The sequence below is a fragment of the Paenibacillus sp. FSL M8-0334 genome, from assembly GCF_038000405.1.
Lineage (GTDB): Bacteria > Bacillota > Bacilli > Paenibacillales > Paenibacillaceae > Paenibacillus_AQ > Paenibacillus_AQ campinasensis.
On the sequence record NZ_JBBOCH010000001.1, the window covers coordinates 626358 to 649474 of the forward strand.

The following is a 23117-nucleotide window of genomic DNA, read 5'->3' on the forward strand; positions in this document are numbered from 1 at the left end:
AAAATATAGCGGCCTGCCTTCCCACTAAGGAACGCAAACCGCATGGCTGTTTACTGCATAATCCGATGGACGGTGTACACATCCTTCACCCGTTTGATCCGCTCCACTACCGCGTGGAGATGATCCGTGTTCCGGATCAGGATCGTCATATGAATCATCGCCATCTTGTTTTTGTCCGAGCGGCCCGTCACCGCCGAAATATTCGTCTTGCTCTCAGATACAGCCTGAAGCACCTCGTTGAGCAGCCCGTTCCGGTCGTGACCGGTAACCTCGATGTCGACGCTGTAATTCGCTTCAACTGAGGATTCCCACTCTACCTCAATGACGCGCGCTGCATCCTCCCCTTCGATGACCGAAGGAAGATTCGTACAGTCCGAGCGGTGGACCGATACGCCCCGTCCGCGGGTAACATAGCCGACAATATCATCGCCTGGGACCGGGTTGCAGCAGCGGGCAAAACGGACGAGCAAGTTATCAATGCCTTTGACCCGCACACCGTTGGTCGGACGGCTGCGTTTCTCCGCAGGCTTGATCTCCTTCATCTCCGACGTCAGCTCAAGCTGGCTGGCTTCCTCCTGCTCTTTGCGAAGCTTCTCGGTGATTTTCGTACAGATCTGGGCGGCGGTAATGCCGCCAAAGCCAACGGCGGACAGCATGTCTTCAATATCGTTAAAGGCAAACTTCTTGGCTGCCTCCAGCAATTTGTCGTCTGTCATCCATTCCGAAACTTCAAGGCCGAGTCGCTTGAGCTCACGCTCCAGCATTTCACGCCCCTTCTCCACATTCTCTTCCCGCTTCTCCTTCTTGAACCACTGCTTGATCTTGCTGCGGGCATGCGAGGATTGCGCAATCTTCAGCCAGTCCTGGCTGGGGCCGTAAGAATGCTTGGAGGTCAAGATTTCCACGATATCGCCGGTCTTCAGCTGATGATCCAGCGGCACGATTCTGCCGTTGACCTTCGCTCCAATCGTGCGATTGCCAACCTCGGTATGAATTCGGTAAGCAAAATCGAGCGGTACCGAGCCAGCCGGCAATTCAATGACTTCCCCCTTCGGCGTAAACACAAATACGAGATCCGAGAAAAAGTCCATTTTAAGAGATTCAACGAATTCGGAGGCATCCTTCGTTTCATGCTGAAGCTCCAAAATTTCGCGGAAGAACGTCATCTTGTTGTCGAAATTTCCGGCGGCGGCGGTTCCTTCTTTGTAAGCCCAGTGGGCCGCAATCCCGAACTCCGCCGTGCGGTGCATTTCCCATGTCCGAATCTGCACTTCGGTCGGCTCCCCATTCGGACCGACGACGGTCGTATGAAGCGACTGATACATATTGGTTTTGGGCATGGCAATATAATCCTTGAACCGCCCGGGCATCGGCTTCCACAAGGTGTGAATGATTCCGAGTGTGGCATAACAATCCTTGATGTTGTCGACAATAATCCGGATTGCAAGCAAATCATAGATTTCGTTGAACTGTTTGTTCTTTACGGTCATTTTTTTGAACACGCTGTAGATATGCTTGGGTCTGCCGGACAGGTCTGCGGAAATCCCCATTTCGTCCAGCTTCTCTTGAATACAGACAATGACGTTATCAATGTACTGCTCACGCTCCGCCCGCTTCTTGTGCATCAGATTAGCAATCCGATAATACTGCTGCGGGTTCAGATAGCGAAGCGCAATGTCCTCCATTTCCCATTTGATCGCGGATATACCGAGACGATGGGCAATCGGACAGAAAATTTCCAGCGTTTCATAGGAGATCCGGCGCTGGCTTTCCTCCGACTGATACTTTAGGGTTCTCATATTGTGCAGCCGGTCAGCCAGCTTGATTACGATGACGCGGATGTCCCGGGCCATCGCAATGAACATCTTGCGGTAGTTCTCATTCTGCTGCTCTTCCTTCGACCTGAACCGGATGCGTTCAAGCTTGGTCAGACCATCCACCAGCATGGCGCAGGTCTCACCGAAGCGCTCGCGAATTTCTTCGAGAGAAACCGTCGTATCCTCCACAACATCGTGGAGCAGAGCAGCTATGATCGACAACGTGTCCATCTGCATGTTGACCACGATGTCTGCAACCGCAAGCGGATGAAGAATATAAGGTTCTCCCGACTTTCGCACTTGCCCGTGATGGGCCTGCTCCGCAAATTCGTACGCTTCCTGGATGCGGAGAAGATCGGGTTCTTTTATATAGGCGCCGGCCTTTTCGAGTAATCGCTCTATGCCCATTTTCGAGTCCTTCTCTTCCCTTTCTATATAAAATGGAACCCGCCCTTTGTCTAAACGTGCAGGTTCCCTTATCAATTTGGTTTTCCTATCATTATGACGCTTAACCCTGTTTACGTCAACCGTACGCATACTGGGAGGTTCTGTTGATTTACCCTTATTCTCTCGAACTAAATTTGCAGGATCAAGCCGATCTTTTCGGTTTTTGTAAAATCCTCTCTTGAAAAAACGAACAATAGTATTTAATCTAGTAAAGATCGTACGCGAACGGTCTATATTTAAAGTCCTATAAGAGGAGTGGAATAACTTGCAACGCGAAATTCAGGTAGATGAAAAGCTTCCGTTTGGCCCGGGCTTTCTGCTGAGTCTTCAGCATCTGTTCGCCATGTTCGGAAGCACTGTGCTCGTTCCGAACATTTTCGGTGTAGATCCTGGCATGATTCTGTTGATGAACGGGATTGGCACCCTTCTTTATATTTTTCTGTGTAAAGGAAAAATACCCGCTTATCTCGGATCCAGCTTCGCCTTTATCGCTCCGGTAGGCCTCGTGCTTGTCGATGATCCGGGGGCGAACTACGGAAAGGCGCTTGGCGCCTTTATCATAACCGGACTGATCTTCTGTGCCGTCGCCTTAATCGTCAAATATGCCGGCACCCGCTGGATCGATTTTGTGTTTCCGCCAGCCGTCATGGGCGCGATCATCGCCATGATTGGACTCGAATTGGTGCCGGTAGCGGCTGATATGGCCGGTTTCCTGCCTCCGTCAGATCCCGTGCAAGCCGAAACATGGGCCATGAACCCGAAGACGGTGACGATCGCGCTTGTCACACTTGGCGTCACTGTGCTCGGTGCGGTATTATTCCGCGGATTCCCCAAAATCATCCACATCCTGATCGGCATCGTGGCTGGTTATGGCCTTTCTTTTGCTCTCGGGGAAGTGGAAATTGAGAAAATAACAAGTGCTAGCTTCCTGTCGTTCCCGACAGTGACAACTCCGGTATTTGATATAGCAGCGATTCTGACCATCATTCCGGTTTCCATCGTGGTCATCGTCGAACATATCGGACACCTGCTCGTCACAAGCAACATCGTTGGCAAGGATCTGTCCAAAAATCCGGGACTGCACCGCTCGCTGCTTGGCAACGGGATTTCGACGGTGCTGTCCGGCTTTGTCGGCTCAACGCCCAACACCACGTATGGTGAGAACATCGGAGTGATGGCGTTGACCAAGGTCTACGCGATTCGCGTGATCGCTGGCGCAGCCGTCATTGCGATCCTGCTGTCGTTCTCAGGAACGTTCTCTGCGATCGTGGCTAACATTCCCCGTCCGGTGATGGGCGGCGTGTCCCTCCTGCTGTTTGGCGTCATCGCCGCATCGGGTCTGCGGATCTTCGTCGAGCAGAAGGTGGACTTCTCCAAAGCCAGCAACATGATCCTGGCTACGATCGTCCTTGTAGTCGGCATCAGCGGAGTTACGTTAAAGTTCGGCAATGTCGAGCTAAAAGGGATGGCTTTATCCACCATCGTTGGTGTTGCGCTGGCTCTGCTCTTTAAAGTATTCGAAATTACCGGCCTTTCCAACGAGAAGAATAACGAACAGCCGATTGTTGAGAAAATACCGGATTAAGCTGTACACCGCAGGCTTCACCCGCGAAAGCCTGCATATGCAAAAGCGCGAGCTGAGGGAGCAGTTGCCCCTTCACTCGCGCTTTTTTAATGTTGCTGCATGGATTCATGAATGATTGATTCATGAATTAATTCAGTTGAAATTAGTGATCGTACTTCATCAGCGTGAATACGTCCACTCCCGGCATTTTATCCCGGCCCTTTAAATCTTCAAGCTCGATCAGGAATGCAGCGCCAACCACATTGCCGCCAAGCTTGCGGATCAGGTTCACCGAGGTGGAAATCGTTCCGCCTGTAGCCAGCAGATCGTCGGCAATCAGAACGTTTTGTCCTTCTTTAACCGCGTCGACATGCATAGCAAGCTTATCTTTGCCGTACTCCAAATCATAATCCGCTTCGATTGTTTCATACGGCAGCTTTCCGCTTTTGCGAATCGGTGTGAATCCAACGCCAAGCGCGTAAGCGAGCGGCGCTCCAACAACAAAACCACGAGCTTCCGGTCCAGCGATCACGTCGATTTTCAGATCACCTACCATCGTCTTCAGTTCCTCGATCGCCTTCCGGTACGCCTCCCCGTTCATCAACAGAGTCGTAATGTCCTTGAAGCTGATCCCCGGCTGCGGGAAATCCGGGATAACACGAATGTACTCTTTAAAATCCAAACTAATCTCCTCCTGTACAATTAACGGCTAAGAAACACCTTTAGAGCGGGACATCATCCAGTGGGTTAATTGCTTCGTATCGGCGTGCAGCAGATGCTGCTCCATCTCTGCAAGCTCGCTCAGCTCCCGGAAATGACGGGAGGCATCCAGCGGCTTCTTCTCGGGCTTCGGGATAAACGTGACCAGCCCTTTGGAGCGCTCGATAAACACAAGCTCCTCAAAAACATCCAGCACCTTCGCAAGCATTCGGGAAGACAGCGCCGTCTTCTGGCGAAGTCTTGCAATGACTTCATTCTCGGAAACCGGGGATGCGGCCATTCCAGCCAGCAGGATATACAGCTGTTTGAACTGATCCCGGCTTGGAATGAGCAGCTTCTCCCTTGGCATCCGGGTCGGATGAACCAAAAATATATTCGGAACGGACTGGAAGACGGTCAGCAGCGTTTGAAGCTGTTCCGCCGTCTCCGGTACATCCAATACGAACAATACGGAAATGTCATCAGCGCCGTGTTCTTCGGCAGCGTCATTATCCGGCAAAACGCCAGCATTTCTATCATATACCCAAAGGCACATCTCATACAATTGGCTTTTTATTTCCGGACTCGATTCCCTCGTGTACACGATGGCGCTCCGGTGAGCCGGACAGCGTAGATGCGGCTCCAGCTCCGTTCTCCAGCGTTTTATTTCCTCGACAGGCTGCTGTATCCCCCGATAATCAAATACTTGCCGATACGGCGCGCTGATGTCCTGCAGCATAAGCTGTGTCTTGCGGCTGCCGTTCCATTCGTTAATGGATAGCTCTCCCAGCACATCGACCTTGGTCCCCTCCGGCAAAATATCGGCGAGATGCCCCATCCCGAAGGAGATGGCGTCCAGCTGCTCCTGATTTTGCTGAAGCCGCAGCTTCAGATGCTTGCCTTCCTTGCCGATCTTCTTCGCTTCCTTCACCATCGCTTCCCGGATGATGATCTTCGGCACGGCATTGGCCATCCCGAACGGCCCAAGCTGATCCAGCTGCTCGATCACTTCAATCGTCACATCCGAGATGGTGCATTCCGCATCCGCTTCGCATACCGGCACGAAATGCTCTTCCCGAAGCACCTGGCCTGCAAATTCATGCAGCCCTTGCTCAAAGGCAGCAAGCTGATCGCGATGAAGACTCATGCCTGCAGCCGAAGGGTGGCCGCCAAAATGGTCCATCGAATCCCTGCAGGCACATAACGCTTCGTATATATCAAGTCCAGGGATGGAGCGGGCAGATCCTTTGCAATTGCCTGTCTCTGGATCAATGCCAAGCACGACGACAGGCCGGTAAAATCTCTCCAATATTTTGGAGGCGACGATGCCCACAACACCAACATTCCAGCCTTCACCGGCGACGACTATAACAGGAGGAAGTTCTCCTGCTCCATATCGTTCCCCAATCATGCCAAGCGCTTCCTGAACGATCAGCTCAACTACCTGCTGCCGCTCCTTGTTCAGTCCGTCCAGTTCCCAGGCCAGCCGGTCTGCGTCCTCCGGGCTCTCCGTCGTCAGCAGCGTCACCGCTCTTCCTGCATGGTCGAGCCGCCCGCTGGCATTGATGCGTGGAGCCATCGAAAATGCGATGTTGACGGCATTGACTTTATCGACCTCCACCCCGCCCACTTCAAGCAGGCTGCGGATGCCGACAAACCGGGTCTGTCTCATTGAATCAATGCCATGCTTGACCAGTATGCGGTTCTCCCCGATCAGCGGCATCAGGTCGGCAATGGTTCCAATCGCAACAATTTCCAGCCACTCCTTGGGCGGGTCCCCCAGCAATGCCTGGGCCAGCTTATAGGCAACACCCACACCAGCAAGTCCTTTGAACGGATATGGACAGGTCGGAATTTTCGGATTGATCAGCGCATAAGCCTCCGGCAATTGCTCAGGCGGCTCATGATGATCGGTGACGATAACATCAATACCAAGCTGATTCGCATACGCGATCTGGTCCACGGCACTGATGCCTGTGTCCACGGTAATAATCAGGCTCACTCCCTGCTGATGAGCCCAGTCCAGCGCATGATTATGTAGCCCGTATCCTTCATTGGAACGATGAGGAATATAAATATCGTATGAAGCCCCTAGATGGCGCATCAAATGGATCATCAAGGATGTGCTCGACACGCCGTCGGCATCATAATCCCCGTAGATCAGTATGTGCTCTTGATCCTCCAGCGCTTTTCGAATGCGCGGAACCGCCTCAGCCATCCCCTGCATCAGGTACGGATCATGACTATGTTCAAGAGAGCCATTCAGAAATTGGCGCCCCTCCTCGGAATCACGAATCCCCCGCCCAGCCATTAATGCTGCTACAAACGGAGACACCGACAACTCCTTGGCCAGCATACTCGCGGTCTGCATTTCCGGCCGCTGCACCTGCCACTTATATTTGGAAAACAACAATTTAGACTCACCTTCCTTCCTGCCTTCTCCCAGCGGTCTGAATGGATCTGATGTCACTGCGGCAATGTTGGCAGATCATTATTCATCAGATCAAAATTGGTTTTGTAGGGATAGCCAGGGTCGTAAGGAACGACGATCACTTTCGTTTCGGTTACCCGGGTAAAACGATGCATCAACAGCTTGCGGATTCGCTCCGCAATTTCGTTGGCCTCAAATACGGTAATTCGAGGATTAACGCTGATTTTTACATCAATGCTGATCTGCTTGATTTGTCCGAACTCCTGTACCTTCAGATCTTCCACGGTAATGACTCCGTGTACGCGCTGAATGGTGTCCATGAACTCGTCTTCAAATTCATGCCGGGCTTCCTTGACCAAAGTTCCGTAAACCGAACGAACAATCAGTATATAGCCTTTTCGTACAACAAGCAATGCAACGATGATTGCCGCAATGGAATCCATGTACAACAGACCAGACCACTCAAAATAGCCTCCAGCCATTGACAAGGACACCCCGATAATGACCGTTAATGAGGAATAAAGACCGTACCGATGGTCTTCGGACAGCGTGACCCACGTGCGGTCATTATGTTTTTTGAACTGATGATATTGAAAAAGGAAAAATGCCTCGTTCACCGCCAGGGAGATCACGCCCGCAATTAAAACCCACCGGTCCGGCGCGGCCGGATTGCCCGTGGAGATCTCCTGCACCGCCAGAACAACCAGCTGCAAGCCCCCCATGATCAGGAACACCGCAATTAGTATCGGAATAATAAACTCCGTTCGTTCCGCAGACTTCCTGTTTCTCCAGCGGCCTTTACGGCTCGGACGTTCAAGGTTCGTCCATCGGTCCGCAAGCAGCGACATCGCAGTAGCTGCCGAGTGCATAGCATCTGCAATCAGCGCCTTGCTGCCCATCAGAAACCCGACGGCCCCTTTGACGATGGCAAGTGCCAAATCGCTGAAAATCCCGGTCCAGACAACCTTCTCAGTCGTATTTATATGTTCTTGACTCAATTGTGGCCCCTCACTTTCGCGTCGTCACCATTCATCAACATACATGCTAACTTAAGACAACCCCACAAAAAAGAGGTTTAGCTTCGAGTTCATTCAGGTACTTTGCGGGGACCCCGGGAATGAACCTCCATATTGATCCTTATAATGTTTAGAAAGCCGCGTCGCCAGCGACGCGGCTTTCCCGGGTATAAGTTCATTTCTTCAAACTACAGCAACATCCGTCGCTTAAACCTCGATTTTGTCCTTGTTCGGCTTCGGAGCCTTTGGTTTGTTGCTTACATTACGTCCTTTCAGTGTCAGCCACAGCGGGCTGGCAATGAAGATCGAAGAGTAAGCCCCGAATGCCAGACCGATACAAATCGCCAGCGAGAACATTCGGATCGACTCGCCGCCAAGCAGAAGCATGAAGAAGGCGGCGATGAACACGGACAAAGCCGTAAAGATAGAGCGCCATAGCGTCTGGGCCAAACTTTTGTTCACCAGATCTTTCAGATCAGCGTATCGCTTGATTTTGGCAAATCTCAAATTCTCACGAATCCGGTCAAAGATAACGATCGTATCGTTGATCGAATAACCGATAATGGTAAGCACCGCAATGATGAAGGTCAACGATACCTCAAGGCCGAGAATGGAGAAGATACTGATCACGACAAATGCATCATGCAGCAGCGCAACGATGGCTGCAATCGCAAACCGCCATTCAAAACGAATGCTGACATAGATGATAATCCCGATGCTGGACAGCAGCACGGCATAGATCGCATTGCGGCCAAGCTCCTTCGCCATCTCGGGATCTACCGTGTTGATCTCAAAGGTAGCTTCCGGGTCCAATTTCTCGACACCTGCTTTAAGCTGCAGATCCTGTTCCTCGGCCAACACTTCGCTAAAGCGGACATTTACCCGGTCGTTGCCCGGGGTAATGCTTGCCCCTTCGGAGATACCGACTTCTTCAAGAACAGACTGAATCTGCTCGGTCGTCACCGGCTGCGAGAATGCCATGTCCACGTTCGAGCCGGAACGGAAATCGACGCCATAGTTAAGTCCGCGCGTCAACAGAAACAGAAGACCAACAATCGTGATGACGATGGAAATGATATAGAAAATTCTGCTTTTGCCTACGAAGTCATATTGTTTAAAGCTCACGAATGTCACGCTCCTTTACGCCGTAGTGGCTCGGTTTGCTAGCCCAACCGATATTCACAAGCAGGTTGAGCAAGAAGCGGGAGAAATATACGTTCGTGGCAATACTTACGATAATCTCCAGAATCAATACAAGCGCAAATCCTTTGACCGCACCGGTACCGAACGCGAACATAACCGACGCTACTAGAATTGTGGTCAGGTTAGAGTCCATAATCGCACGCAGTGACGACTTGCCTCCGGCCTTAACTGCAGAGGATACCCTTTTGCCGGTCTTGATCTCTTCCCGGATGCGTTCATAGGTAATGATATTAGCGTCAACCGCCATCCCGATCCCGAGTATAAGTGCCGCAATCCCCGGAAGCGTTAAGGTGAAGTCTGCCAATACAAAGATAAGAATCAGCAGCCAGGTGTGCAGAATCAGCGCGAAGCTGGCCAGCAATCCTGGTACCCGGTAGCGGAGAATCATAAATAGTAGGATAGCGATCGATGCAATGATGCCGGCCTGCAGTGTTTTGTTAAGCGACTGCATGCCGAGCGTAGCCCCGACACTCTGGGAATACTTCTCTTCAAGCTTGAGCGGCAGCGCACCAAGATTGATTGTGTCCCGAATCTCCTTCGCTTCATCAAGCGAATAGGAGCCAGTGATCTGTGCACTACCATCAGTCAGAATTGCGTTAACCGTAGGTGCGGACAGCATCGTGTCGTCCATAAAGATCGCAAGCTCCCTGCCGAGAAGCCGCCCCGTAATTTCAGCAAATTTCGCTTTGTCCTTCACTTTAATATCGATTACAGGCTGGTTCAATTGGTTATAGGAAATGGAAGCACCGTTCTCAACAAAATCATCACCACGAAGCTCGATTTTGCAGAACTCTTGTCCTTCTTCACAACCATCGTTACTTCTAAACGTGAGGTTCGCAGGTTCTTTCATCGTCTTCCGAACCTCGGCCTCATCGGTTACGCCGGCAACCTTAAGCCGAATCCGGTTCGATCCTTCCGGCGTGACTTCCGGTTCGGTCGTTCCTAACGCGTCTGCACGCTTCTGCAGGCTTTTTGCTGTTTCTTGAAGCGCTTCAGGTGTCACCTGTTGTCCTTCCATCAGCGGCTGCGCTTCATAGAGGATTTCAAATCCGCCTTTCAGATCCAATCCCAGGCGGACATCTTTCAGCAAGCCCGGAGTTGTAACGGCCATTAAAATAGTGATACCGAGTACGGTAGCGATGAAACTGATGATTCTTTTCATGCCGTTCCTATTTCCCCCTTTTTACTCAATATTCCTATTATAGCTATGTCATATAACCCAGTCAATTTATCAAAATTTGTCGCTGTATCGCAATATCCCTGTTGACCGCAAGGGAAAAGGGACCTCTTCCACTATCCGAAAGGAGATCCCTTATATGCTGATATTGTCATATAATTCATAAGAGCCGTCGCCTTCAATGATAGAATATCATTCACTAGCTTGTGTAAAGAGGGGAGTCCATCCTTCTCATACTTGCTGCTGACACAGTTCCATATATCTACTGTTGTCACATATTCGTAACCGATTAGCCGAAATTCCTCGACCTTGCTTTGACATATCATATCAATGGTACGCATCAATTCTTCGCTGTTCATGTCCACCGGTTCCATCCCTATTGCCTCCTCCCTGTTGCCTACCTAGAATACTTTCGACTGAAAACGCCACACTCCTTCTTTTCGCAGCGTGCTTTCACAAAAAAGTAAAGTCATTAGAATGGACAGGTTAGGCATATCCATAAGAGTAACCAAAGTGGACAGTCCTTGTAAAGGCAACCGTTCTGGAAGTTTTTGCGCCAGAGGCCACGCCGTATTTAAATAACCAGGGAGTGGGATGGACAGTGACGAAGCAATCTTTTATTAAAGGGACCCTTATCTTGCTGGCCGCCGGAATCTTGAACCGTCTGCTGGGCTTCATTCCCCGCATCGCCCTGCCTCGGATCATCGGTCCGGAAGGGGTCGGCATTTATCAACTGGGATACCCCTTCTTTATTGTACTGGTCACGATCATTACGGGTGGAATTCCTTTGGCTATCGCCAAGATGGTCGCAGAAGCTGAAGGGGCAGGCAAGCCGGATGCCTCCAAGCAAATTTTGCGCGTCAGCCTGACTTTGACGGTTACGACCGGCGCTTTATTCATGGGGCTCAGCCTGGCGCTGGCACCATGGGTAACGACGGTGCTGCTTCCGGACGAGCGTGTATTCCAAACCTTTGTGAGCATGACCCCCATGATGATCATCATCGCCGTGTCGGCTGTGTATCGGGGTTACTTCCAGGGCAAACAGAATATGATTCCTTCTGCCAGCTCCTCGGTCATTGAAACGATTGTGAGAATAATTTGCATGCTATGGTTTGCCCATCTGCTTATGCCCAAAGGGATTGCTTACGGTGCAGCCGGGGCGATGCTCGGAACCGCTGTCGGCGAACTGATTGGCATGATCGCGATTTTGCTTCAATACTTCGGTGATGATCGCAAGCGATCCAAGCTGTCCCCTCAACAGCACGCGGTTCAGCCTGCCGACGCCAAGCCTGAAGCAAGCGAGCCGGGTAGACACATCCTCAGGCGTATGCTGGGCATCGCTCTTCCGGTGACCGGCGGCAGAATGATCGGCTCCTTCTCCTATCTGCTGGAGACGATTCTGACGAACAGAAGCCTCGCCCTGGCCGGCATCGCTACCGGTATCGCAACCGCACAATACGGCGCACTGCAAGGAATGGCCATCCCGCTCCTGCTTCTACCCGGAGCGATGGCCATGTCCCTGGCCACCTCGCTCGTTCCTTCCTTATCGGAAGCTGCGGCACGCGACGACCGGGCGACGATTCATAAACGGATGAATCAGGCGCTCAGGCTGGCGCTCGTCACCGGCGCTCCATTCGCAACCATTATGTACGTGCTGGCAGAACCGCTATGTTTGCTGTTATATAACAATAAAGAGGTTGGCACCATGCTGAAGCTGATGGCTCCGTTCGCCCTGTTCATCTACGTACAGGCTCCCTTGCAGGCAGCCTTGCAGGCACTGGACCGGCCGGGTAGGGCCTTGATCAATACGTTGACGGGCGCAGTCATCAAGATGGGTCTGATCGTCTATCTGGCGTCGAATCCGGCCTTCGGCATTCGTGGAGCGATCATTGCCATTATCGTGAACAGTATAGCCGTTACGATTCTGCACGGCATCAGCGTATCCCGGTTGATCGGGTTCCGTTTCCGCTTTCTGGATTACATCAAAACAGCTGCCGTCATGCTGATCATGGGTTCAGGCGTACTGTATGCTTATCGTCATCTCCCCTTTGCCAATATGAACTGGCTCCAGTTTCTCCTGGCCACGGCATGTGGAATTTTGATGTATCTTTTGTTGATTTTCATCACACGCTTGGTCACCTTGCGTGATCTGGAGCGCATGCCGCTGATTGGCACCTGGCTGAATGACCGAAAATCCCGTTAATTCGTTTTCTTGCGGTCAATATAAAATTGCCCTTTATGGTCAACGGAGCACAGGAACACGTCATCAAACTTGTCGGCGCCCCCCTCCCTGATTCGATCTTTCAACCAGGAGCGCGACTTCTTAAGAATCTTCAAGTTCTCATCCTGCACTTCACCATCCAGAATTAACGGAATGGGGAGTCCCTGTGTGGACATCAAGTCATAAGGGATTTCAATGGGTTCTTCTGTATTGATCACCGACGAAGACCCTCTCGGATCGCTGTCGCCGGAATGTGAACTGTCCTTGGAGCCTGATTCAGAATCGGAACTTGAATTGGTGTTAGAGCCAGCGCGGGAACTTGTGTCTGAGCTGGCGCTCGAGCGGGAGGACTTGTCCTTATCCACGGAGTCCTTGCGGATGACGGTCAATTGTCCCGATGTTTCCAGTATGGCAAAATCCACGTCTGCCAGGCTGTCGATATCCTTTCCTCGCAACTGCAGCATCAAATCGTCCAGATTGTATCGCAGTCTGGCCATTTCCCGGCGGTGAAGCTGACCATTGGAGACGATAATGCTCGGCCTTCCGTCCACAAATGTTCTCAGCTTGCGACTTTTCAGACTGAAATAGGCCAGACCTACCTGAATCGTCACGAGCACGGCGATAGGAGCCAGACCATGCCAGATCGGTTTATTCACATCATCCAGGACAAACACCGCAATCTCGGCAATCATGATGGAGATAACCAGATCAAAAATCGACAGTTTACCGATTTCCCGTTTTCCCATAATCCGCATCGTAACAAAAATAACGGCATACATCAGAATCGTTCGCAAAATCAGATTAAGCATATAAGGCATTGGTTTTCCTCCTGGTCGATCTACTCATCCGTTGTACGGACCCGCTGTCAATTCAAGAGATCCTGGGAGTTTGTATCCTGGAGCAGATACGTATTTTTTCATGTGCAGAGCCTGTTTTGTTTGTACTATCTGTACAGGCTTGGCCATACAATGTGTAGTAATCAAGATTCGTTAAGGGGGCTGATTCATGGAACCGATCCGTCGCATTTTCACGATCAGGATCACCAATCCGATTCTGTCAGGGCTGCTTCATTCCTACTTGTGGATGCTGCTTGGCGCGCTTGTGCTATCCCTCCTGCTATGGGGCAGCGGACTTGCAGAGGATGATCTGTCTTTTTACACCTTTGTTGTACATGCCGTGGCTGCTTTTATCGGTGGCTGTGTCAGCGGCAAGCGTGCGGGCAGCAGAGGCTGGTATTATGGATGCCTTACAGGCCTCATGTATGGAATTCTGCTGCTGATCATAGGCTTCCTCGCCCTCAATAGCTCCATTTCCCTGGGCGATCTGACATTGCTGCTTTCGGTTTTTGTTGCCGGAACGATCGGCGGAATGTTTGGTGTTAATTTAAGTAAATAATTTGTTAATATTCTTTCCGAAACCTGTGATAGACTATTCTGGTGTTTTCGGGAAGAAAGGAAATGATGTATTGCTGTATCAATCTATGACTGCCATTGCGTTACTCACATCCATCAATGTTGTACTTCTGCTCTGGATGGGTACACAGCGAAATCCGGTTTACGTGTTTCTGGGCATTGCACGCGAGTTGTTCTCTTCCATGCGATATTTGCTCCTGCTTGCAGCACTGGTCTCGATTTTCCTGTTGAACTATTTGGAACAGCAGCTGGAGGCTTTGTTGGTAGCCAGCAGGCTGGACTTTACTCCTTGGGTATTTCAGCTTGAAGGGGCGTTTGTTCAGTCGGTTCAGCATCTCTTTCATGCTCCCTGGCTGACGCCAGTGCTGGTCTACTTTTACATCACCGTATTTCAGGCGCTTATTATCGGTTCTTTCGGTGTGTATCTGTTCCAGCGAAATCATCAGTTCGCTTATGCCACAGGCTATGCTGTTTTAATCAATTATGTGGTGGCGATGCCATTCTATCTGTTTTTCCCTGTTCACGAGACATGGAACTTCGAGCCTGCTGGGGTTTCCTTTTTCATGCTGGAAGCATTCCCTGATTTTGAAGCCGTATACCGGCCTTTGTCTGGACTCGACAACTGCTTTCCAAGCCTACATACCTCCTTGTCCATTACGATGGCGGTACTGGCTGCTCGGTCGGGAAATAAGATTTGGATGCTGATCACCAGCATCAGCGCAGCGATTATTGTGTTCAGTATTTTCTATTTGGGCATTCACTGGCTGACAGACATGATCGCGGGAACAATGCTTGGGGTGATGGCTGCATCGCTTGGTGTCTACTTCGGGGAACTGACCATGCGGAAAACAGCGGCTGCTCCAGCTATGAATTTCTAGTATGTTACTTGGATGCGGGCATTATGCACACGTAAACAAACAAAGACCGATTCCATATAGGAACCGGTCTTTGTTTTGTTATAAACCGCCACATAATGTGCAGCGCAGATTATGTATCAGAGCCGACACTATGGCTGATCGAGTTGCGGTCAAACGTCAGCTTTGTGACATCGTTTACTTTCAATACCACAATATCATCGGTAATTTCCACAATCGTGCCGTGAAGGCCTCCAATCGTCACGACCTTGTCCCCTTTTTTCAGGGCACTCAGCATCGCTGTACGAGCCTTCTGTTTCTTCTGCTGTGGACGAATAAGCAGAAAATAAAACACAACAAACATCAAGACGAACGGAAGGATCATCCCAAGGATGCTTCCACCCGGTGCTGCCTCTCCTGCAAGTTCAAACATATCTTTCCCTCCTTTCATAACCCCCTAGTGCATACCATGCACCATTAAAAACCTTTTTCATTATCATGCAGGCCGTACTTATCAAAAAACTCATCGCGGAAATCAAGCAGACGGTCCTCCATAATGCTTTGACGCACATTGCGCATCAAATTCAGCAAGAAATGCAGATTATGGTAGGTGGTCAGCCGAAGCCCAAACATCTCGTCGCTCTTAATCAGATGACGGAGATAAGCGCGCGAGTAGTGACGGCAGGTATAGCAGTCACACTCCGGATCCAACGGTCCAAAGTCCCTGGCATATTGAGCATTGCGAACGACAAGACGGCCTTGACTTGTCATCGTTGTCCCATTGCGTGCGATTCGGGTTGGAAGCACACAGTCGAACATATCCACACCTCGAATGGAGCCCTCAATCAACGCATCCGGTGATCCGACCCCCATCAAGTAACGAGGCTTGTTGTCCGGTAGCAGGGGTACCGTGTAATCCAGCACTTCATACATGATCTGCTTGGATTCTCCCACACTAAGTCCACCAATAGCATAACCCGGAAAATCCATGGAAGTCAAATCGCGCGCGCTTTGGCGGCGCAGGTCTTCATACATGCCGCCCTGAACGATAGCGAACAGAGCCTGATCCTCTGGACGGGCATGGCTTTTCAAGCATCGTTCCGCCCAGCGCGACGTCCGTTCTGTCGATTGCTTCACATAATCATATTCCGCCGGATATGGCGGGCACTCATCAAAAGCCATCATAATATCCGAGCCAAGCGCATTCTGAATGTCCATGGCGACCTCAGGCGAGATAAACAGCTTGTCCCCATTCAGATGGGAGCGGAAATGCACGCCTTCTTCGGAGATTTTACGCATCTCAGCCAGGCTGAATACCTGGAAGCCTCCGCTGTCGGTGAGAATCGGACGATCCCAGTTCATAAATTGATGAAGCCCGCCGGCCTCTTTTACAATGTCATGTCCCGGGCGGAGAAACAGATGATACGTGTTGCTCAATATAATCTGAGCATCCATCGATTTCAGTTCCTCAGGACTCATGGATTTTACTGTAGCAAGCGTTCCGACCGGCATAAATGTCGGCGTTTCGATAATTCCGTGCGGGGTATGCACCCGTCCGAGTCTGGCGCCGGATTGCTTGCAGGTCTTGATGTGTTCATAAGTAACAGCTGGTGCCATTGTGATATTCAACCTCCGAATTAGTAAATAAACATCGCGTCGCCGAAGCTGAAGAAGCGGTATTCCCGCTCTATGGCCTCCTTGTACGCCTTCATAATATGCTCCCGTCCGGCCAAAGCGCTGACCAGCATCACCAGTGTTGATTTCGGAAGATGAAAATTCGTAATCAGCGCGTCAACGACAGTAAAGGTATACCCCGGATAGATAAAGATATCCGTCCAGCCGCTGCTTTCTTTAAGCGGGCCGCCGGCACATTGATTCCCGACCGTCTCCAGCGTTCTGCAGGAGGTCGTACCTACAGCAACAATTCGTCCACCGCGCTTCTTCGTTTCATTCAGCAAATCCGCCGTTTCCTGGGACATCATATAGTATTCTTCATGCATGACGTGGTCTTCGACCCGATCAACGGACATTGGCCGAAACGTCCCGAGTCCAACATGCAGCGTGATGAATGCAATATCCACGCCTTTACCACGAATCTGCTCCAGCAGCTCCTCCGTGAAGTGGAGGCCGGCCGTTGGGGCAGCCGCAGAGCCTTCATGACGGGCATATACGGTCTGATAACGGTCGCGGTCTTCAAGCCGTTCCTTGATGTAAGGAGGAAGCGGCATCTGACCCAGCTCATCCAGGATCTGCTGAAAAATTCCCTCATAGGCAAAAGACAGCGTCCGTGCGCCCATATCGCCTTCTTGCTCGATCACAGCCTTCAGCTTTCCACCGCCAAAGGAGATGACACTCCCTTGGCGCAGCTTTTTCCCCGGCTTCACCAAAGCTTCCCAGCGATCTCCCTCCAGATTCTTCAGGAGGAGCACCTCCGCTTTCGCACCGGTGTCCTCCTTCTCTCCAAATAGCCGGGCTGGTATCACCTTGGTATCATTCAATACGAGGGTGTCACCCGGGTTCAAATCATTCAGAATATCAGCAAACACCTGATGTTCAATCCGGCCTGTCGCTTTGTTCAGCGTCAGCAGCCGGGACGCGCTGCGGTCAGGCAGCGGTGTCTGCGCAATTAAATGTTCAGGTAGATCAAAATCATACAAGTCCACGTTCATTCGAAGTCATTCCTTTGAAATAGTTACGTTGCGGTAATAGTGTTGCAGTATCTGCTTATAATCATACCCTTGGTCAGCCATCCCCTTGGCGCCCCATTGGGATAAACCTAGACCGTGCCCATTGCCTCTGCCAATAAACTTAAAGCGCTGGGTATTGTCAACGATGCGGGCCTTTCCTTCGCCATTCAGCACCGTCGTCCCTGCTCCTCTGACTGGACCCGTCCCGCTGGCGGAGATAACCGAAACAGTCTGACCGGCAGAAACGGTCGTGGCCGCGCCATTTGCGCCCAATACAGTATAGCTTCCTGTCGGCTCAATATCAAACATCGTGCTTGGCAAGCCGTTCAGTGCCGAGCGATATAGATCCGGATATCTAACTTCCAGCACCTGGCCGTTGGCTCTGACCTTTAACACCCGGCCGGAAGGGCCACGCTCGACAACCTCAAGAGATGTGATGCTGGCCGGAAGCGAACCGGTCACCCTTCCATTCAAGGAAGATACCAACTGCTCCGAAGTAAAGGGACCTCGAATCCATTCATAACTGTTAGACTCCGCCACAAGCTCCAGCACGACAGCGGTGTCTCCCGGATTCATTCGGGCAACAGGCTCAACACTCGATTGAATCAAGGGCAGTGGGCGAACATTCGTATTATTCGCGGTTACCGTCATGTAAGGAAGCCCGGCTAGCGTAGTGTTGCCGGTCAGCTTAACGTTATCTTCCCGCACATATCCGGTGATCCCGCTCGGAAGCACGACATGGTACCAGGAATGCAGCGCAGCCTGCGCTGAAGCATCTCCCTGACTTTCTACCGCACCGAATGTAGGATTGGCATTCCCCCATACTTCCAGCGGGTCGGCACTCATGCCGCCGCTGTTGGAGGAGAATACGGCTTCCACCAGTTTCCCATTGCTCAGCAGCACTTCGCCCGCAGTGGCGTCAACCGCCTGAATGATCGACGGATACTCATGGGAGGTTCCATAATAGGCCTGGCTTAGGGTAGTATCTACCACATTCGCAACTTGAAACTTGTTCCCTTGGAATAGCGCATAGCTCCGGGCAGCGACGGCTTGGGCCTTTAGAGCCTCTGCTCCCCATGACGAAGGCACCTCTGCGCCGACGACAGAGTATAGATACTCCTGCAGCGGAAGCTCGTTTACCAGGTACAGTTGACCGTTATGGCTGCCAATCTCGACGGCCCCCCGGTAAGTGCGTTCAGAGCGTTCCTTCACCTGCGTGCGTGACCCTGCGTTGCCTTGTATCCACAGCTGGCCGTCGCCGGCGAGGGTGTAGTGATCAACCAGTTGAAGACTGTCCAGATTAAGCGAAGCATCCTGTCTCAGGATCAGTCCATGCGTTCCGGCACGTACGGCCTGCAAAGCTGCAGAAGACGCTCTGCCGGCTTCGCTCTGAACAGCAGCCAAGTCCGCCTGGTTCGCAGCTTCACCAACCCATACCTCATAAGCCTTCCCGGCTCCCACCGGCACAATCACTGTGAAGGCTTCGAGTCCCGCATCTCGATATGCAAGACGGACAGCATCCGCCTCGGCTGCAGAACTGAACTGGCCTGCCGTCAGATGAAGTCCACCCTTCTCCATCGGATTTTGCCCGTTCAAATACGCGGCCGCCGTCTGTGCCACCCTTGAAGCGGCATCTCTTGCTGCCTGCTCGCTGGCGTACATACCAGTATAGAGCTGATACACCCGCCCTGCGCTTGTGCTGTCTACATAGAGCAGCGGCTTATCATTCGTTCCCTGCAGCTTCTTGGCTGCCTCCGAAGCCACTCGCCAATCCGCCGTCTCCAGCACCTTGACTCTAAATCCGTCAATGCTGAAGCGCGCCTGTCTTCCCGCAGGCAGAAGCGCCAGTTCTTGACCGCCTGAAGCTTTGATAGAAGCCGTCATGGCCGTCTCCGGCACTAAAGTCACAGCATTCGTTGTTGAGCGATAAGTGCTGCCAAGATCCAAAAACATCGCCACTCGAATGGAATCCGTTCCGGCCGCATCAGCGGCCGGACTCTGCCATACCCCTCCTACCAGGGTTAAGGCCAGCAATCCTTTAACGCACCATCCCAGTGCTTGTTTCCAATTTCGTTTCATTTATTTCTCCTCCTGACCCTATATCCGTGTACGTATGATGACGTTCGTGTTACGCATAACAATCGAATTCAGCAGGGACGTAAAAGATGCATTATCGCCGATCCTCCGGCATTGGCACACCTAAGTGCTGATAAGCTTGAGGAGTCACTACGCGGCCGCGCGGCGTCCGCTGAAGAAACCCGATCTGGAGCAGGTACGGCTCATATACGTCCTCAATCGTCTGGCTTTCCTCACCAATGGTTGCCGCAATCGTATCTAGACCGACCGGTCCCCCGCGAAAGCTGTGAATCATGGCGTTCAGCATTTTATGGTCAATCAGATCGAGCCCCCTCGGGTCCACCTGCAGCATCTTGAGCGATTCCTGTGCAATATCCGGCGTGATCATGCCGTCGCCTCGCACCTGGGCATAGTCGCGCACCCTCTTCAGCAATCGGTTGGCGATACGCGGAGTTCCCCGGGATCTTAAAGCAATCTCGGTTGCAGCATCGCCCAAAATCTCAATGCCCAGAATGTCCGCGCCCCGGGAAACGATATAACTGAGCTCATCCACCGAATAAAATTCAAGCCGGCTGACAACGCCAAAGCGGTCCCTCAACGGAGCAGAAAGCAGCCCCGCTCTTGTTGTCGCCCCGATCAATGTAAATGGCGGAAGGTCAAGACGCACGGAACGGGCGCTCGGGCCTTTGCCAATCATAATATCCAGCGCAAAATCCTCCATCGCGGGATACATAACCTCCTCCACCGTGCGGTGAAGGCGGTGAATCTCATCGATAAACAGCACGTCTCCCTCCTGCAGATTCGTCAGCAGGGCAGCGAGATCGCCTGGCCGCTCAATGGCCGGTCCGGACGTGGTGCGCAGACTAACGCCCAGTTCGTTGGCGATGATGTTAGCCAGCGTCGTTTTCCCAAGACCAGGCGGTCCGTAGAGCAGCACATGATCGAGTGCCTCCTTGCGCATTTTGGCCGCTTCAATATAAATTTTGAGGTTCTCCTTGACCTGGTTCTGTCCAATGTATTCAGCCAAATAACGGGGACGAAGGCTAAGCTCCACCGCTTGGTCCTCCATCATTAAATTGGCGGTAATAATTCGATCATCCATCTGTTAAGCTCCTTCCTGCCGGGCCAGTCAGCCGGCATACAACAGCTGAAGCGCCCGCTTCATCAGCACGTCCACAGAGTCGCTCATGCCTGTGGAGTCCTTGATGGATAGCCACACCTTGTCCAGCTCTCCGTCCGTATAGCCGAGCGCTTTCAGGCCTTCACGGGCCTCCATCCACGCCGAGCTGTCTTCAGGCTGCATTTCCTGTGGCGCAAACAGCCCCGTTGTAAATGCCGCATTTCCGAAACCCTCCAGCTTGTCCTTCAAATCCAAAATCATGCGCTGCGCCGTTTTCTTACCAATCCCCGGCAGCTTAACAAGAAACGATATATTTTCTTGATAAATAGCAGATACCACATGATCCGGTGAACCGCCGCCCAATATGCCGAGCGCTACGCGTGGACCGATGCCGGATACCTCGATCAGCTTTCGAAACAGCTTCTGCTCTTCCCTTGTTGGAAACCCGAACAGCAAGATGGCGTCCTCACGAACATGCTGATGGGTGTAGACCGTTACAGTCCCTTCGGTTTTGGCAAAAGCATAAGGATTCGGACAAAAAACCTGATAACCGATCCCCTGCACATCAACCACAATATATTCACTTTCCAAATAGGCCACCTGGCCTCGCAAGTAATCCATCATTTTCGCAATACCTCATTTAACTTGGAATTGAGCGTGTAGGAATGGGCATGGCAGATCGCAACAGCAAGCGCGTCCGCCACATCATCCGGCTTTGGAACACTTTGCAGCTTCAGGAACATCCGCACCATCTCCTGCACCTGCTTCTTCTCGGCTTTACCATAGCCTACAATCGCCTGCTTGACCTGCATCGGGGTATACTCGGCCACAGGCAATCCCTTCTGGACAGCAGCAAGAATGAGGACGCCCCGAGCCTGAGATACTGCCATGGCCGTCGTGACATTGCGGTTAAAAAACAGCTTCTCAAACGCCACCGCCTCAGGTTCATACTTCTCAATCAACTGGAGCATCCCTTCATAGATGAGCTGCAACCGCTCCTCTTCCGGCGTGTGCGCCTCCGTCTGAATACTTCCATACTGTACCGGCGTCACTTTGCTCCCGACTTTATCTACAAGACCGAAACCGACAATAGCCAGCCCCGGATCAATGCCTAATATACGCAAACCAACCTCTCCTCTGAAGCGAACATATGTATTCGTCCTCCCATTATAACAAAAGATTGGCTGTTCGTTGAGGAAAAACTTTTAACGATCGGCAAACAGCGCACATTCCCCGAACGCACAAAAAAAGCCCGGGAACATTCCCGGGCTTTGCGAAACCCATCCGCGCTATGGTGCAGGGCTCATCACATTTTCGGCCTGATCGCGCGCATAATCGCTGAAGGTGGACAGCACGCTGTTATACTCATCAATGTCTTGAATACGGATGCCTTCCTCAAGCTGCTTGATGACCCCTTTCGGAAGCGAGGACTCCATCGAACCGATATCCAATTGAAAAAAGGTGCGGAGCACCTTCTCCTCCTCTGGCGGCCCGTCAAACAGCGTTAGATTCCCATTGGCATCGACACTCATGTAAGCCTGCCTTTTGCATTCCGGCGAGAGGTCCGAAATGCTGCGCTCCAGCCACACTTCGCCATCATCATTGATCCGCCCCTGCCATTGCGGATTTTTATTTAACAGTTCGTAAATGCTGTCCGCATTCAAACGGCCTAGTTTTTGCTCTTCCACACCGCAAACGTATGTGGTCTTCAGATGTACCTGACGTTTCACTTTAGATTCATTAAGCTGCTGCATAAATTCCCGTTGCTTTTCGTCAAGCTCTGCCTTATGCTGTTGTTCTTCCTCATTTTGCAGAACATGTAAAGTTTCGATTGCAAGCGGACCTTCCGCACGAAATTCCGTGAGTAGATTGGTCATCTGCTCTTGAAGATTCTGCCCAGACCATGCCGCCACACCGAAGAGCAAGAGGATCAGACATGTCCAGATCGCTCTTCTCCAGCGTCTCCAACGTTTTCTAAACAGCTTTTTAATACGAAAAACACTCAAGGTTATCCCCTTCTATCCGATGTTTTTCATATTGTGGCCTGGCAGTTCTTAAAATATTCAGCAGATTCCACCTTTCAGTCCATTGCAGCAAAAAAAGAAAACCGTTTCCCAATGAACTTGGGCAAACGGCTTTCGATGAATCGGGACGACACGATTTGAACATGCGACCCCCTGGTCCCAAACCAGGTGCTCTACCAAGCTGAGCTACGTCCCGATAAAAATAGATGAGAGAATGCTAGATTCCAGAAGTCACGAAATTCATTATAAGCACATAATAGGGTGAAGTCAATCATTCGCAACTTAAAATGGCGTGCCCTGAGAGATTCGAACTCCCGACCTTTTGATTCGTAGTCAAACGCTCTATCCAGCTGAGCTAAGGGCACAAAA

Annotated in this window: 20 protein-coding genes and 2 tRNA genes; 4 read left to right on the forward strand and 18 right to left on the reverse strand. The window is 51.5% G+C overall.

What is annotated here, in order from left to right:
• Window positions 1-50: 50 nt before the first annotated feature.
• Entirely contained in the window at window positions 51-2225 is a 2175-nt protein-coding gene (locus tag MKX64_RS02760) for a RelA/SpoT family protein (protein ID WP_095397370.1), read from the reverse strand.
• A 304-nt stretch (window positions 2226-2529) separates the two neighbouring features.
• On the opposite strand from MKX64_RS02760, the gene uraA reads away from it, so the two are divergent.
• The gene (uraA, locus tag MKX64_RS02765; protein ID WP_095397369.1) at window positions 2530-3849 is read left to right on the forward strand and encodes a uracil permease; all 1320 of its coding nucleotides are present in this window, start codon (window positions 2530-2532) and stop codon (window positions 3847-3849) included.
• A 142-nt stretch (window positions 3850-3991) separates the two neighbouring features.
• Here uraA and MKX64_RS02770 read toward each other — a convergent pair whose 3' ends face one another.
• From MKX64_RS02770 to MKX64_RS02795, 6 genes are all read right to left on the reverse strand, one after another.
• The gene (locus tag MKX64_RS02770; RefSeq protein WP_095262942.1) at window positions 3992-4510 is read right to left on the reverse strand and encodes an adenine phosphoribosyltransferase; all 519 of its coding nucleotides are present in this window, start codon (window positions 4508-4510) and stop codon (window positions 3992-3994) included.
• A 27-nt stretch (window positions 4511-4537) separates the two neighbouring features.
• A complete protein-coding gene (recJ, locus tag MKX64_RS02775) occupies window positions 4538-6940 on the reverse strand; it encodes a single-stranded-DNA-specific exonuclease RecJ (protein WP_095397368.1) in 2403 nt (800 codons plus the stop codon).
• Between the two features lie 53 nt (window positions 6941-6993).
• Entirely contained in the window at window positions 6994-7956 is a 963-nt protein-coding gene (locus MKX64_RS02780) for a cation diffusion facilitator family transporter (protein WP_341035294.1), read from the reverse strand.
• Window positions 7957-8181: 225 nt separating this feature from the next.
• Window positions 8182-9099: a protein translocase subunit SecF gene (gene secF, locus MKX64_RS02785; protein ID WP_095262939.1), complete on the reverse strand. Its 918-nt coding sequence runs from the start codon at window positions 9097-9099 to the stop codon at window positions 8182-8184.
• The gene (gene secD, locus MKX64_RS02790) at window positions 9089-10339 is read right to left on the reverse strand and encodes a protein translocase subunit SecD (protein ID WP_095262938.1); all 1251 of its coding nucleotides are present in this window, start codon (window positions 10337-10339) and stop codon (window positions 9089-9091) included. Before secD ends, secF begins: the two co-directional genes overlap by 11 nt.
• A gap of 131 nt (window positions 10340-10470) precedes the next feature.
• Window positions 10471-10728, reverse strand: coding sequence for a post-transcriptional regulator (locus MKX64_RS02795; RefSeq protein WP_095262937.1), 258 nt, complete (start codon window positions 10726-10728; stop codon window positions 10471-10473).
• 227 nt (window positions 10729-10955) lie between these two features.
• Between MKX64_RS02795 and spoVB the strand changes: the two genes are divergently transcribed.
• Complete coding sequence (gene spoVB / locus MKX64_RS02800) at window positions 10956-12557, forward strand: stage V sporulation protein B (protein WP_095262936.1); 1602 nt, start codon at window positions 10956-10958, stop codon at window positions 12555-12557.
• Here the strand turns inward: spoVB and MKX64_RS02805 are convergent.
• The gene (locus MKX64_RS02805; RefSeq protein ID WP_341035297.1) at window positions 12554-13393 is read right to left on the reverse strand and encodes a DUF421 domain-containing protein; all 840 of its coding nucleotides are present in this window, start codon (window positions 13391-13393) and stop codon (window positions 12554-12556) included. The genes spoVB and MKX64_RS02805 overlap by 4 nt on opposite strands.
• Before the next feature lie 187 nt (window positions 13394-13580).
• Between MKX64_RS02805 and MKX64_RS02810 the strand changes: the two genes are divergently transcribed.
• Window positions 13581-13970: a TIGR04086 family membrane protein gene (locus tag MKX64_RS02810; RefSeq protein WP_095262934.1), complete on the forward strand. Its 390-nt coding sequence runs from the start codon at window positions 13581-13583 to the stop codon at window positions 13968-13970.
• Window positions 13971-14040: 70 nt separating this feature from the next.
• Entirely contained in the window at window positions 14041-14865 is an 825-nt protein-coding gene (locus MKX64_RS02815) for a phosphatase PAP2 family protein (RefSeq protein ID WP_230875535.1), read from the forward strand.
• Between the two features lie 109 nt (window positions 14866-14974).
• On the opposite strand, the gene yajC is transcribed toward MKX64_RS02815, so the two are convergent.
• The 10 genes from yajC to MKX64_RS02865 all read right to left on the reverse strand — a co-directional run bounded on the left by yajC (window position 14975) and on the right by MKX64_RS02865 (window position 23113).
• Entirely contained in the window at window positions 14975-15274 is a 300-nt protein-coding gene (yajC, locus tag MKX64_RS02820; RefSeq protein ID WP_095262933.1) for a preprotein translocase subunit YajC, read from the reverse strand.
• Between the two features lie 44 nt (window positions 15275-15318).
• Window positions 15319-16458, reverse strand: coding sequence for a tRNA guanosine(34) transglycosylase Tgt (gene tgt / locus MKX64_RS02825; protein ID WP_095262932.1), 1140 nt, complete (start codon window positions 16456-16458; stop codon window positions 15319-15321).
• Window positions 16459-16478: 20 nt separating this feature from the next.
• Window positions 16479-17510: a tRNA preQ1(34) S-adenosylmethionine ribosyltransferase-isomerase QueA gene (gene queA, locus MKX64_RS02830; protein ID WP_095262931.1), complete on the reverse strand. Its 1032-nt coding sequence runs from the start codon at window positions 17508-17510 to the stop codon at window positions 16479-16481.
• Window positions 17511-17516: 6 nt separating this feature from the next.
• Entirely contained in the window at window positions 17517-19607 is a 2091-nt protein-coding gene (locus tag MKX64_RS02835) for a SpoIID/LytB domain-containing protein (RefSeq protein ID WP_341035298.1), read from the reverse strand.
• A gap of 91 nt (window positions 19608-19698) precedes the next feature.
• Window positions 19699-20706 (reverse strand): Holliday junction branch migration DNA helicase RuvB, encoded by a 1008-nt coding sequence (gene ruvB, locus MKX64_RS02840; RefSeq protein WP_095262929.1) that lies wholly within the window; start codon window positions 20704-20706, stop codon window positions 19699-19701.
• A 27-nt stretch (window positions 20707-20733) separates the two neighbouring features.
• The gene (gene ruvA / locus MKX64_RS02845; RefSeq protein ID WP_341035299.1) at window positions 20734-21348 is read right to left on the reverse strand and encodes a Holliday junction branch migration protein RuvA; all 615 of its coding nucleotides are present in this window, start codon (window positions 21346-21348) and stop codon (window positions 20734-20736) included.
• A complete protein-coding gene (gene ruvC, locus MKX64_RS02850; RefSeq protein ID WP_095262927.1) occupies window positions 21345-21848 on the reverse strand; it encodes a crossover junction endodeoxyribonuclease RuvC in 504 nt (167 codons plus the stop codon). Before ruvC ends, ruvA begins: the two co-directional genes overlap by 4 nt.
• Window positions 21849-22013: 165 nt before the next feature.
• A complete protein-coding gene (locus MKX64_RS02855) occupies window positions 22014-22730 on the reverse strand; it encodes a BofC C-terminal domain-containing protein (RefSeq protein ID WP_341035301.1) in 717 nt (238 codons plus the stop codon).
• A gap of 140 nt (window positions 22731-22870) precedes the next feature.
• Window positions 22871-22944 (reverse strand) — tRNA-Pro (locus MKX64_RS02860).
• Between the two features lie 92 nt (window positions 22945-23036).
• A tRNA-Arg gene (locus MKX64_RS02865) sits at window positions 23037-23113 on the reverse strand.
• Between the last annotated feature and the right edge of the window lie 4 nt (window positions 23114-23117).